This is a genomic window from Streptococcus infantis (assembly GCF_047463655.1).
GTDB classification, from domain to species: domain Bacteria; phylum Bacillota; class Bacilli; order Lactobacillales; family Streptococcaceae; genus Streptococcus; species Streptococcus infantis_Z.
In genome coordinates this window covers 53,942-66,271 of record NZ_JASHDM010000002.1, presented here as the reverse complement: position 1 = coordinate 66,271, position 12,330 = coordinate 53,942, and the positions used below count along the sequence as shown (strand labels likewise).

The 12,330-nt window shown below is 41.6% G+C and carries 11 protein-coding genes; 7 read left to right on the top strand and 4 right to left on the bottom strand.

Annotation, left to right across the window (positions count from 1 at the left end; genetic code table 11):
* Window positions 1-257 precede the first annotated feature (257 nt).
* The 7 genes from QM877_RS02695 (at window position 258) to pyrE (ending at window position 9,102) form a co-directional block, all read left to right on the top strand.
* A complete protein-coding gene (locus QM877_RS02695; protein ID WP_000323392.1) occupies window positions 258-959 on the top strand; it encodes an ABC transporter ATP-binding protein in 702 nt (233 codons plus the stop codon).
* 1 nt (window position 960) lies between these two features.
* A complete protein-coding gene (locus QM877_RS02690) occupies window positions 961-3,666 on the top strand; it encodes an FtsX-like permease family protein (RefSeq protein WP_414317499.1) in 2,706 nt (901 codons plus the stop codon).
* Window positions 3,667-3,761: 95 nt separating this feature from the next.
* Window positions 3,762-5,114 carry a UDP-N-acetylmuramoyl-L-alanine--D-glutamate ligase gene (gene murD, locus QM877_RS02685; protein ID WP_414317498.1) on the top strand — a complete coding sequence of 451 codons (1,353 nt, stop codon included), beginning with the start codon at window positions 3,762-3,764 and terminating at the stop codon, window positions 5,112-5,114.
* Window position 5,115: 1 nt separating this feature from the next.
* On the top strand, window positions 5,116-6,174 hold the full coding sequence (locus tag QM877_RS02680; RefSeq protein WP_414317497.1) for a UDP-N-acetylglucosamine--N-acetylmuramyl-(pentapeptide) pyrophosphoryl-undecaprenol N-acetylglucosamine transferase: 1,059 nt from the start codon (window positions 5,116-5,118) through the stop codon (window positions 6,172-6,174).
* 9 nt (window positions 6,175-6,183) lie between these two features.
* Window positions 6,184-7,494 (top strand): FtsQ-type POTRA domain-containing protein, encoded by a 1,311-nt coding sequence (locus QM877_RS02675; protein ID WP_414317496.1) that lies wholly within the window; start codon window positions 6,184-6,186, stop codon window positions 7,492-7,494.
* Window positions 7,495-7,734: 240 nt separating this feature from the next.
* Complete coding sequence (gene pyrF / locus QM877_RS02670; protein WP_311523665.1) at window positions 7,735-8,430, top strand: orotidine-5'-phosphate decarboxylase; 696 nt, start codon at window positions 7,735-7,737, stop codon at window positions 8,428-8,430.
* A gap of 39 nt (window positions 8,431-8,469) precedes the next feature.
* Complete coding sequence (gene pyrE, locus QM877_RS02665; RefSeq protein ID WP_000170888.1) at window positions 8,470-9,102, top strand: orotate phosphoribosyltransferase; 633 nt, start codon at window positions 8,470-8,472, stop codon at window positions 9,100-9,102.
* A gap of 62 nt (window positions 9,103-9,164) precedes the next feature.
* Here pyrE and QM877_RS02660 read toward each other — a convergent pair whose 3' ends face one another.
* The 4 genes from QM877_RS02660 to QM877_RS02645 are packed head-to-tail and all read right to left on the bottom strand — an operon-like array spanning window position 9,165 to window position 12,126.
* Window positions 9,165-10,031 (bottom strand): cysteine ABC transporter substrate-binding protein, encoded by an 867-nt coding sequence (locus QM877_RS02660; RefSeq protein WP_074324648.1) that lies wholly within the window; start codon window positions 10,029-10,031, stop codon window positions 9,165-9,167.
* An 18-nt stretch (window positions 10,032-10,049) separates the two neighbouring features.
* Window positions 10,050-10,808 (bottom strand): amino acid ABC transporter ATP-binding protein, encoded by a 759-nt coding sequence (locus QM877_RS02655; RefSeq protein WP_049525881.1) that lies wholly within the window; start codon window positions 10,806-10,808, stop codon window positions 10,050-10,052.
* Window positions 10,809-11,486: an amino acid ABC transporter permease gene (locus QM877_RS02650; RefSeq protein ID WP_049509559.1), complete on the bottom strand. Its 678-nt coding sequence runs from the start codon at window positions 11,484-11,486 to the stop codon at window positions 10,809-10,811.
* Entirely contained in the window at window positions 11,446-12,126 is a 681-nt protein-coding gene (locus QM877_RS02645; RefSeq protein WP_000384100.1) for an amino acid ABC transporter permease, read from the bottom strand. The genes QM877_RS02650 and QM877_RS02645 overlap by 41 nt, the downstream gene beginning before the upstream one ends.
* Window positions 12,127-12,330: the final 204 nt, after the last annotated feature.

Below are 12,330 nucleotides of genomic sequence, written 5' to 3'. Positions count from 1 at the left end.
CAGAATCTGGTCTTGTTCGCTTTTTTGTCTAAACAATTAATTGCAAAAGAAGACCAGAGATGATATTCGATTAAAAATAGAGAGCAAGCTAAGTAGACTTGCCTCAGAAACATGGTGAGTAAGGCAAGGCCGTACTGACCGGTTTTCAGTATTTTTTGAAGTTTCAAAATCTCTCTAAAGTCTACAGGGATAAGCTTTCTTTCTCTCCTCAAAAGAGTTATAATAAAGATGAAAATAGGAGAAGAGGAGGAAATAGGATGGCTTATATTGAAATGAAAAACAGCTATAAAAGGTATCATACTGGTGATACAGAAATCGTAGCCAATCGGGATGTCAACTTCGAGATTGAAAAGGGAGAACTAGTCATTATCCTTGGGTCATCTGGTGCAGGGAAGTCAACCGTTCTAAATATTCTAGGTGGTATGGATACAAACGATGAAGGGCAAGTCTGGATTGATGGGACCAATATCTCGAATTTCACTTCTCATCAGAGAACTAACTATCGTAGAGATGACGTTGGCTTTGTCTTTCAATTTTATAACTTGGTTTCTAACTTGACTGCCAAGGAAAATGTTGAGCTAGCTTCAGAAATTGTTGCTGATGCCTTGGATCCTGAGCAGGTTCTCAAGGATGTAGGCTTAGGGCACCGTCTGAATAACTTTCCAGCTCAGTTGTCAGGTGGTGAGCAACAACGGGTATCCATTGCTCGAGCCGTGGCTAAAAATCCTAAAATTCTCCTTTGTGATGAACCAACGGGAGCTTTGGACTACCAGACTGGTAAGCAGGTTCTAAAGATTCTTCAAGATATGTCACGTAAGAAGGGGGCCACCGTTATCATCGTGACCCATAATGCCTCCCTAGCTCCAATAGCTGATCGGGTGATTCAGATGCATGATGCCAGTGTCAAGAGTGTTGTCCTCAATCCTCAACCACAGGATATTGATGATTTGGAGTATTGAGATGAAAAGAAAGACATATTGGAAAGACCTGCTCCAGTCTTTCACAGGTTCAAAGGGACGGTTTTTATCCATCCTAACTCTAATGATGTTAGGTTCTTTAGCCGTGGTTGGTCTCAAGGTTGCTAGTCCTAACATGGAGCGAACAGCTTGGGCCTATCTGAAAGAAACTAATGCGGCAGATATGACCGTCATAGCAGATTATGGTCTAGATCAGGCAGACCAGGAAGAATTGCAAACTCTATCGGGAGCAGCCGTTGAGTTTGGTTATATGACAGATTTGACTCTGGCAAACAGTGAAGATGCCATACGGATCTTTTCAAATACTGAAAAGATTTCAAAATTTCAAGTAACGGAAGGGCGTTTGCCTGAGAAAGACGATGAACTAGCCTTGGCGGACTTTTGGAAAGATCGTTATCAGATTGGGCAAGTCATTCAGTTGAGTCAAAAGAAGGGCAGTAATTCTCAGTTGAAGCGGGATAGTTATACCATTACAGGCTTCGTCCACTCTCCAGATATTTTCTCAAAAACGGATATGGGGAGTTCAGCCAGTGGTAATGGGAACTTAGCAGCCTATGGTGTCGTAACTGAAGAAAATTTTAAGAGCTCTGTTTACACGATTGCCCGTCTGCGTTTTGCTAGTCTAACAGATGTCAATCCTTTCTCTAGTGATTACGAAAAGAAGCTAGAGGAAGAAGAAGCAACTCTAAAGAACTTAGTTGCTGATAATGGACAAGCGCGACTAGAGAAAATGAAAAAGGACGCCCAAGAGTCCCTTGATGAGGGCAAGAAACAACTAGACGAGGCAGAGACCAACTTGACAGCTGGCAAGAAACGCCTACAGGAAATCGAAACGCGTCTACAAGCTCAAGAAAACCAAGTAAGCCAACTACCAGAACCACAAAAAAGTCAAGCATCTAGTCAGTTAGGAGAAGCAAAAGAACAACTAAAGCAAGAAAAGGAAAAGCTAAGCCAAGCTGAAACGAATCTGGCGAGCGAAAAGGATAAATGGCAGGCTAGTCAGGATGAGGTCAATGCTCTAACAGAGCCAACCTATCATGTCTACAATCGCAAGAGTTCTCCTACTGGTCAAGGTTACCTCATGTATAGTAACTCGGCTATGAGTATTCGTGCCGTTGGGAATATCTTTCCAGTTGTTCTCTATGCCGTTGCAGCCATGGTTACCTTTACTACCATGACACGATTTGTAGACGAGGAAAGAACCAATGCAGGGATATTCAAAGCTCTAGGCTACCATAGCAAGGATATCATTGCTAAGTTTGTGATTTACGGTCTGGTTGCTGGTACTCTTGGAACCCTTCTAGGAATTTTGCTTGGTCACTACATCCTAGCACCTACTATTTCGCATATCATTACTGAGCGAATGATTGTTGGAGAGAGTCAGCAGTATTTCTACTGGACCTATAGTTGCTTAGCTCTGGGTCTAAGCTTAGTGGCTAGTGTCCTACCTGCCTACCTTGTATCTCGCAGAGAATTGCATGAAGAAGCAGCGCAATTATTACTACCCAAGCCACCAGTCAAGGGTTCTAAAATTCTCTTGGAGCGCATAACATTTATCTGGTCACGCTTGAGTTTTACTCAGAAAGTAACAGCCCGCAACATTTTCCGTTACAAACAACGCATGCTGATGACCATTTTTGGGGTTGCAGGTTCAGTAGCCCTCCTCTTTGCAGGACTTGGGATTCAATCCTCTGTTGTAGGAGTAGCTGACAGGCAGTTTAAGGACCTGCAACAATACCAGATGGTTCTCTCTGTCAATTCTCGAGCTTCTGATTCTGATAAGGCAAAGCTAGAAGAAAAATTGCAGAGTGATGAAGTTGAAAACTATCGTTTAATTTCTTCCAAACAGATTGAGGAAAAGTATGCTGGCAAGGCAGGTGTTCAGACCGTGACCATGATGGTAACGGATCAAGATGACCTAGCTCCCTTTGTCCTCCTAGAAAAAAATCGGGAAAAACTGGGCTTGTCTAACGGAGTTGTCTTGACAGAAAAATTAGCCCAGTTAGCTGGTGTTTCTGTTGGTGACAACTTTACAATCGATGGGAAAACCTTTAAAGTAGGTGCTATTACCGAGCACTATGTGGGCCATTTTGTCTATATGAATCAGGCAACCTATGAGGAGATATACGGTCAAGCACCCAAGATGAACACCTATCTGGTCCAACTCAAGGATAAAAGTGAAGTCAATACCGAAAGAGTCGCAGGAGAATTTATGGACCAGGCGGCTGTCAGTGGCCTCGTTCAAAATGCTTCAACCATTCAGCTCTTTGAAAGTTTTGCCAATTCTCTGAATCATACCATGGCGATTTTGGTGCTGGTATCGGTGCTACTAGCTATTGTGATTCTCTATAATTTGACCAATATCAATGTTGCTGAACGGATTCGGGAACTCTCAACCATCAAGGTTCTTGGTTTTCATAACAAAGAAGTGACCCTTTACATCTATCGGGAGACCATCATATTGTCACTAATTGGAATGACTGTAGGATTGGTATCAGGCTTTTATCTCCATCAATTTCTCATTCAGATGATCGCACCCGGTACCTTCCGTTTTCAACCGAAGGTCGGCTGGGAAGTTTATCTCATCCCAGTTCTAGCCGTCAGTGTCATTTTGGCCATCCTAGGAGTTTTTGTCAATCATTATCTCCGAAAGGTAGATATGCTTGAAGCCCTCAAGTCTGTAGAATAGTTGGTCGAGGACAAAAACAAATAAGAAAGCCCTTTGTGGCTTTTTTATTTTCATAAAAATGGTAAAATAGTAAGAGTAGAAATGGAGTTCTAGATATGAAACGAATTGATCAATTTGAAAATAAGAAAGTATTAGTCCTAGGATTGGCCAAATCTGGTGAATCTGCAGCTCGTCTTTTGGACAAGCTAGGTGCCATTGTGACAGTGAATGATGGCAAGCCTTTTGAGGAAAATCCAGCTGCGCAAAGTCTCTTGGAAGAGGGCATCAAGGTTGTCACTGGTGGACATCCTTTGGAATTATTGGATGAAGATTTTGCACTTATGGTAAAGAATCCAGGAATTCCTTATAGCAATCCTATGATTGAAAAAGCACTAGAAAAAGGCATTCCAGTCCTAACTGAAGTTGAGTTGGCTTACTTGATTTCAGAAGCACCAATCGTCGGTATTACAGGTTCAAATGGTAAGACAACGACCACCACTATGATTGGAGAAGTTCTGACTGCTGCAGGGCAAAATGGACTTTTATCAGGGAACATCGGATATCCTGCTAGTCAAGTGGCTCAAACTGCGACAGATAAGGATACTCTTGTCATGGAGCTATCCTCTTTCCAACTAATGGGAATCCAGGCATTCCATCCTGAAATTGCTGTTATCACCAACCTGATGCCAACGCATATTGACTATCACGGTTCTTTTGAAGCTTATGTTGAAGCTAAGTGGAATATCCAAAGCAATATGACAGCGGCTGATTACCTAGTATTGAACTTCAACCAGGAATTAGCTAAAGAACTTGCGACAAAGACAAATGCGACTGTAGTACCATTCTCAACCCTTGAAAAGGTTGATGGAGCTTACCTCGAAGATGGTCTTCTCTACTTCCGTGGTGAAAAAGTCATGGCAGCTGATGAAATCGGTGTTCCAGGTAGCCACAATGTGGAAAATGCTCTTGCAACCATTGCCGTTGCTAAGCTTCGTGGCGTTGATAATGAAACCATCAAGGAAACCTTGTCAGCCTTTGGTGGAGTTAAACACCGTCTCCAGTTTGTAGACCAAATCAATGGCGTTAAATTTTATAACGATAGTAAGTCAACCAATATCTTAGCAACTCAAAAAGCCTTGTCAGGATTTGATAATAGCAAGGTTATCTTGATTGCTGGTGGGTTGGACCGTGGCAATGAGTTTGAAGAATTGGTTCCTGATATTACTGGACTTAAGAAAATGGTCATCCTCGGTCAATCTGCAGAACGTGTCAAACGTGCAGCGGATAAAGCTGGCGTGGCTTATGTCGACGCGACTGATATTGCAGATGCGACTCGTAAGGCTTCTGAACTTGCGGAAGAGGGAGATGTTGTTCTCCTCAGTCCTGCCAATGCGAGCTGGGATATGTATGCTAACTTTGAAGTACGTGGAGATCTTTTCATCGACACTGTAGCGGAGTTAAAGGGATAATATGAAAAAAATAGTATTTACTGGTGGGGGAACGGTTGGACACGTTACCCTCAACCTTTTGTTAATGCCTAAGTTCATCGAAGATGGCTGGGAAGTCCACTATATTGGTGACAAAAACGGAATTGAGTATCAAGAAGTCCTCAAATCGGGTCTAGATGTGACCTTCCATTCTATTGCAACTGGGAAATTACGTCGATATTTCTCATGGCAAAACATGGTTGATGTCTTTAAGGTTGCTTTTGGAATTCTTCAATCGCTCTTTATCATGCTTCGAGTTCGTCCACAAGCCCTCTTTTCTAAGGGTGGATTTGTATCTGTTCCGCCTGTTATTGCAGCGCGAGTATGCAGAGTACCAGTCTTTATCCACGAGTCTGACCTCTCTATGGGATTGGCCAATAAAATCGCCTATAAATTTGCGACTAAGATGTACTCTACTTTCGAGCAAGCGTCTAGTCTCACTAAGGTAGAGCATGTAGGAGCCGTGACCAAGGTTTCTGGACCTGTTATTGAAGAACCTGAGGAAATGGTGGACATCAGAACATATTTTGATAGCAAACTACCAACCCTTCTTTTCGTCGGAGGTTCTGCTGGTGCGCGTGTCTTTAACCAATTAGTTACAGACCATAAGGAAGAGCTGACTAGTCGTTATAATATCATCAACCTAACAGGGGATGCTAGCTTAAATGAACTAAGTTCAAACCTCTACCGTGTTGACTATGTGACGGAACTCTATCAACCACTCATGAATATGGCTGATGTGGTCATCACTCGTGGTGGTGCCAATACGATTTTTGAACTGTTGGCCATGGCTAAATTGCATATCATTGTCCCTCTAGGGCGTGAAGCTAGCCGTGGAGATCAGATTGAAAATGCGGCTTACTTTGTGAAAAAAGGCTATGCTGAGGAGTTGCAAGAGGGCGATTTGACCTTGTCTACTTTAGAAGAAAAAGTAAGCAAGCTTTTGACCCACAAAGAAGACTACCAGAACACGATGAAGAATTCTCATGAATTAAAATCTGTGGCAGATTTTTATGCGCTACTAAAAAAAGATCTATCATAAGGAAAATCGATGTCAAAGGATAAGAAACAAGAGCCAACTCAAGGCAAGGAATTGTCAGAGTGGCAAAAACGAAATCAAGAATATCTTCGAAAAAAGGCTGAAGAAGAGGCCAACTTAGCTAAAGAAGAAGCCAAGGGAGATTCAGGCAAAAAGGAAGTTTCAACAAGTTCTGATGCAGACACTAGCTTATCAGAGTGGCAAAAGAAAAACCGAGAGTATCTGCGCAAAAAGGCTGAAGAAGAGACCAAGGAAGAACAAGAGTCAGACTTATCTGAAGATACTGAGGCAGAAGAGGATTCAGATTCTAATCCTGAAGAGCAGAAGGAGAGTTCAGAAGACCAGTCCTTTCCTGAGAATGAGGAGGAAACTACTGAGTCAGAACAAGTAGAAGAAGAGGACGAAGAATCTCAAGTAACATCTGAAGAAACAAAAGTAGAAGAAAAAAGATCTAAGTCTAAGAAAAAGATGGCCAAGCCTTCTATTCCAAGTGTTCATATCTGGCGTGCTGTTACGATTCTAATCCCAAGTTTGCTTGTCTTGTTATTTTCCATCTATCTTTTGACGCCATACTCAACTCTGAAAAACATACAGGTTACTGGTACGGTAGAGACCAATGCAGACCAAATCAAAGAGGCTTCAGGGATTCGTGATAGTGACTATACCTTTGATCTGCTTCTCAATAAAGATAAACATGCTGAGATGATTAAGTCCAATCACTGGATTGAATCTGCTAGCATTCACTATCAATTTCCGACCAATTTTACTATCCAGGTTAAGGAATATGGAATTGTAGCCTATTATGTTTCTGGAGAGGATCATTATCCGATTCTTTCTAGTGGGACGGTGGAAACCAGTCCAGTTAGTCTAGTCAGTCTTCCAGAAACCTATATGTCCGTACTCTTTAACGATGAGCAGCAAGTCAAAACCTTGATTGAACAACTGGCTGAAGTCAGCCCAGAGATTAAGCAAGCTATCAAAACGATTGAATTGGCTCCAAGCAGTGTAACCAGTGATCTGCTCAAGATTACCATGAATGATACGGACGAGATTTTGGTTCCTTTATCAGAACTAGGTAAAAAATTGCCTTACTATAGCAAGATTAAACCTCAATTAACAGTGCCAAGCGGTATTGATATGGAAGTTGGGATCTATAGTTATAGCTTGACGGATAAGGCTTTAGAAGAAGCAAGAATCAAAGCTAAAGAAGAGGAAAAGAAGAAGCAGGAAGAAGAAAAGAAAAAACAAGAAGAGCAAGGGAATCAAACTCAGAATCAAACACAAACTCAAAATCAAACAACCCAACAATCACAGAGTCGTTAAGTTTGAGATGATTCTGTTGACTTGATGATGAGTCATGTTTTCTACAAGTTCAATTACTGTTTTTTACTTGACAACTACTGCTTTAAATAATAGAATAGTAAAAAACCTTTAAAGCAGTCCAGAGAGGCAGCTAAGGTTAGACGGTGAAAGGGTGGATTCTACCCATTTTTCGTGGAACCTTGCTGTAGGCAGGTTCCTTTTTTCATGCTCTCTAGCTAACAAAGGTAAAAGGAGAAAAGTATGCGCGAATCTCGTCCAGTTATTGCTCTTGATTTTCCAAGTTTTGAGGCAGTCAAGCAATTTTTAGCTCTTTTTCCAGCTGAAGAGAGCCTCTATCTAAAGGTAGGTATGGAGCTCTATTACGCTACAGGCCCGGAGATTGTTTCTTATTTGAAAGACTTAGGTCATAATGTCTTTCTGGATCTCAAACTTCATGATATTCCCAATACGGTTAAGTCAGCCATGAAGGTGTTGTCTCATCTGGGCGTTGACATGACCAATGTTCATGCCGCAGGTGGTGTAGAGATGATGAAGGCTGCGCGAGAAGGTCTTGGGAAAGAAGCAAAATTGATTGCTGTTACCCAGTTGACTTCAACTTCTGAAGAACAAATGAGAGACTTTCAAAATATCCAAACCAGTCTTCAAGAATCGGTCATTCATTATGCCAAGAAAACTGCTGAAGCTGGATTAGATGGTGTGGTCTGTTCAGCTCAGGAAGTCAAGCTTATCAAAGAAGCAACAAGCAAAGATTTTATCTGCCTGACACCGGGTATTCGACCAGCAGGGGCTGCAGTTGGAGATCAAAAACGAGTCATGACGCCAGCAGATGCTTATCAAATTGGTAGTGACTACATCGTTGTCGGTCGCCCGATTACTCAAGCCACTGATCCAGTAGCAGCTTATCATGCTATCAAGGATGAGTGGAACCAAGACTGAAATTAAAGCAATAGATTATAAAAACAAAAGGAGAAAACCATGACACTTGCTAAAGACATTGCTAGCCATCTATTGAAAATTCAAGCCGTTTACCTCAAACCAGAAGAACCTTTTACTTGGGCATCAGGTATCAAGTCACCGATTTATACGGATAACCGTGTGACGCTTGCTTATCCAGAAACTCGTAGCTTGATTGAAAATGGTTTTGTGGAAGCTATTAAGGCAGAATTCCCAGAAGTAGAAGTGATTGCAGGGACAGCGACTGCAGGTATTCCTCACGGTGCTATCATCGCTGACAAGATGAACTTGCCATTTGCCTATATCCGTAGCAAACCAAAAGACCATGGTGCTGGAAATCAAATCGAAGGCCGTGTAGCCCAAGGACAAAAGATGGTCGTTGTCGAAGATTTGATTTCAACTGGCGGTTCAGTTCTTGAAGCCGTAGCAGCTGCTAAACGTGAAGGAGCTGATGTTCTTGGAGTTGTGGCTATCTTTAGCTATCAATTACCAAAAGCAGATAAGAACTTTGCGGATGCTGGTGTCAAACTAGTGACACTTTCAAACTATAGCGAGCTCATCCACCTAGCTCAAGAAGAAGGCTATATCACACCAGAAGGACTCGACCTCCTAAAACGCTTTAAAGAAGACCAAGAAAATTGGCAAAATGCTTAAGGTATATAAAAATCAGGTAGTCACTAGGATTACCTGATTTCTTTTTGTGATTTCATTGAGTATTAGTCGACTTTTCCACCTTCAACAACTAGGTCATCTGCTTTAGCAGCATCACCGTAAGTTGGATGGAGTGTTTTTTCATAGGCTTTGTGGAAGAAGTTTTCCTTACCTAATTTTTCGATTTCTTGGTTGATGTAGTCGAGTAGTTCTTGGTTACCTTTTTGAACTGCTGGTGCAATCGTATCTGGGTCACCTAGAGAAGAAATTCCTACCTCATACCCTTTATTTTCAAGCGCCCAGGCTAGGACTTCAGTATTGTCAGTAGAGAAAGCATCTCCACGACCGTCAAGAAGGGCTTGGTAGGCATCGCTATATTGGTCGTATTTTTGAAGTTTTACTTCTGGGTGATTTTTCTCAAAGTAAGTTTCAGCAGTCGTTCCTTTTGTAACGATTAAGGTTTTGCCTTCAAGTTCTTTAACGTCTTTGATAACTTTATCTTTTGGTGACACAACACCGAGAGAAACTTTCATGTAAGGAAGGGCAAAGTCAACTTGTTTTTTACGTTCGTCAGTAACTGTGAAGTTGGCAAGTGTGATATCAACCTTGTTTGAAATCAAGTATTCAGCACGGTTGGCAGCATCGACAGAAACGTATTTGACCTTTACACCAAGGTCTTGTGCTAATTGATTACCTAGTTCGATATCATAACCTTGGTAAGAACCGTCGTTGTCAACATAACCAAACGGTTTCTTATCTCCAAATACTGCGATTCGAAGTTCCCCACTTTTCTTAATTTCATCAATGGTGCGAGCTTTGGCAGTTGCCTTCGTAGATGAAGCATCAGAGCTTCCGCCTGAACTACAAGCTGTGACAAAGATAAGCGCAAATGCTAGAGCGAAAACAGTTAGAATTGGTTTAAGTAGTTTCATAATAATCTCCTTTATTGATTATAGATATGAGCCAAACTGGCTAAAGTCAAAGACGTTTAAAAATTCTTGTGCTCGTTTGGTTTGTGGATTTGTGAAGAATTCTTGAGCAGTTCCTTCTTCAGCAATCTTCCCTTGGTCAAGGAAGATAATACGGTCTGCAATGGCTTGGGCAAACTGCATTTCATGGGTTACCAGAATCATGGTACGCCCTTCTTGAGCTAAGTCATTGATAAGTTCCAGAACCTCACGAACCATTTCTGGATCCAGTGAAGCCGTTACCTCGTCAAAGAGGATAATTTCTGGATGCATGAGAAGGGCACGAACAATCGCTACCCGTTGCTTTTGTCCACCAGATAATTGACGAGCAAAGCTATGTTGTTTATCCAACAATCCGACACGTTCTAGTAGTTGTAGGGCTTCTTCTGTTACTTCTTTCTTGTCGCGTCCTTGAGCCTTGATAGGGCCTAAGATAAGATTTTGAAGGACATCCAAGTGAGGAAAGAGTTCATAACTTTGAAAGACCATACCGATTTTTTGGCGAACCAAGTGAAAATCTTTTTTATTTTCAACGATGGACTGGCCATCCAGCAGGATATCTCCTCCTTGAATACTTTCTAAACCATTGAGGCAACGAAGAAGGGTGCTTTTCCCACAACCAGATGGTCCTAGGATGACGACAACTTCTCCCTTTTTGATATCTAGAGAAAGTCCTTGGAGGATAGGATTGTCTCCGAAGGATTTTTTTAGTTCCTTGATTTCTAAAATAGTTTCAGACATTTAATTCCTCCAATGTTTTTCTAAGTGAGTAGATAGTTTGGAAATAGGGAAGCAAACCGCGAAATACAAGACTAGGATGGTTCCATAAATCCAAAAGGAAGCTGTTGGGATCGTCAAACGATTGCTATCGATAATTTGTTGTCCAACCTTGGTAACCTCAACAACTCCAATCAAAACAACCAAGGAAGTCGTTTTAATCATCCGAGTGACAAGGTTGATGGCTTGTGGAAGTAATCTTCTCAAGACTTGCGGGATGATGATATGGTAGTAGAGTTGCACTTTAGTTAAACCAAGCGCTTGTCCGCTCTCAAACTGATGCTTAGGGAGGGAAGTGATAGCTCCACGAACCAAGTCTCCCATCTCAGCTGTACCCCACAGGGTAAAAACGATAATAGCAGAAGTCTCACCTGAGATATTGATATTAAAGTTTCGAGCCAAACCAAAGTAAACGATGAAGAGAAGCACTAGCTGAGGCATAATCCGGATAAATTCTAGATATAAGCGTGTCAAGAAGCGAATCACTCTAGAATGAGAAGTCATGATAATTCCCATCACCGTTCCGAAAATCATGGATAAGAAGACAGACAGGATTGAAATCCCAATCGTGACGCCCAATCCCTGTAAAATTCTCAGGAGATTATTTCCCTGAAAGAGTACTTGCATTCCCGAATCCTGCATGACGGAGCCTCCTTTCTATCCAACTAAAGACTAGTGAAATAGGTAGAAGCATGATAAGGTAAGCAACCACCAACATAGCTAACGCAATATCTGTCTCATAGTAGAGTCCTATCAAATCCTTAGCAACGTACATAAGATCAGCAAGAGCAACCGCTGAAAAGACAGATGTTTCCTTGATGAGGAAAATAACATTGGCACTAAAGGATGGTAGAGCAACCGCTGTCGCTTGTGGAAGAACCACGTAGCGAAAAACCTGAAATGGAGTAAGCCCAATGGCTAAACCAATTTCATGCTGGGTTTGACTGACTGCTTCTAGCCCGCTTCGGAAGGATTCTGCCATGTAGGAACCACCTAAGAAGATGAGCCCGACTGTTGCACAGACTTCTGAAGAAAGAACAATCCCTATTCTAGGTAGGCCGAAGTAGAGAAAGAAAAGTTGTATCAAAAGGGGTGTATTTCGTGAAAGTTCGATATAGGCTGTTGCCAACTGGGAGAAAACAGGAAGGCGGTAATGCCGGATGACACTGACGATGAGCCCCAGCAAAAAAGAACCTAGAATTCCCCAAACTGCAATATGCAAGGTCAGAAAGAATGCCTTTTGATAGAGTGGTAGATATTGTTCAACAATGGACCAATCCAAAAGTAGAACCTCCCATCTAGGAAAATGATACAGTTATTGTAGCATTAAAAGAGAGCTTTGGATAATATGTATTTTTTATCACAATGATAGACAAAATCTATTGGGAAGAGAAATTTTAAAATTTTTAGGAAATTTAGTTGACAAATGTAGATTTTGAGAGTATACTGATAATTGTAATTGACAAATGTAGATTTTGGAGGTGTG

Bases quoted from the DNA above. Each gene is read 5' to 3' on its own strand.
- QM877_RS02655 (WP_049525881.1), bottom strand. From the start codon at position 10,808: ATGTCTGAAACTATTTTAGAAATCAAGGAACTAAAAAAATCCTTCGGA.
- pyrE (WP_000170888.1), top strand. From the start codon at position 8,470: ATGACACTTGCTAAAGACATTGCTAGCCATCTATTGAAAATTCAAGCC.
- QM877_RS02695 (WP_000323392.1), top strand. From the start codon at position 258: ATGGCTTATATTGAAATGAAAAACAGCTATAAAAGGTATCATACTGGT.
- QM877_RS02660 (WP_074324648.1), bottom strand. From the start codon at position 10,031: ATGAAACTACTTAAACCAATTCTAACTGTTTTCGCTCTAGCATTTGCG.
- QM877_RS02675 (WP_414317496.1), top strand. From the start codon at position 6,184: ATGTCAAAGGATAAGAAACAAGAGCCAACTCAAGGCAAGGAATTGTCA.
- murD (WP_414317498.1), top strand. From the start codon at position 3,762: ATGAAACGAATTGATCAATTTGAAAATAAGAAAGTATTAGTCCTAGGA.
- QM877_RS02690 (WP_414317499.1), top strand. From the start codon at position 961: ATGAAAAGAAAGACATATTGGAAAGACCTGCTCCAGTCTTTCACAGGT.
- QM877_RS02650 (WP_049509559.1), bottom strand. From the start codon at position 11,486: ATGCAGGATTCGGGAATGCAAGTACTCTTTCAGGGAAATAATCTCCTG.
- QM877_RS02680 (WP_414317497.1), top strand. From the start codon at position 5,116: ATGAAAAAAATAGTATTTACTGGTGGGGGAACGGTTGGACACGTTACC.
- pyrF (WP_311523665.1), top strand. From the start codon at position 7,735: ATGCGCGAATCTCGTCCAGTTATTGCTCTTGATTTTCCAAGTTTTGAG.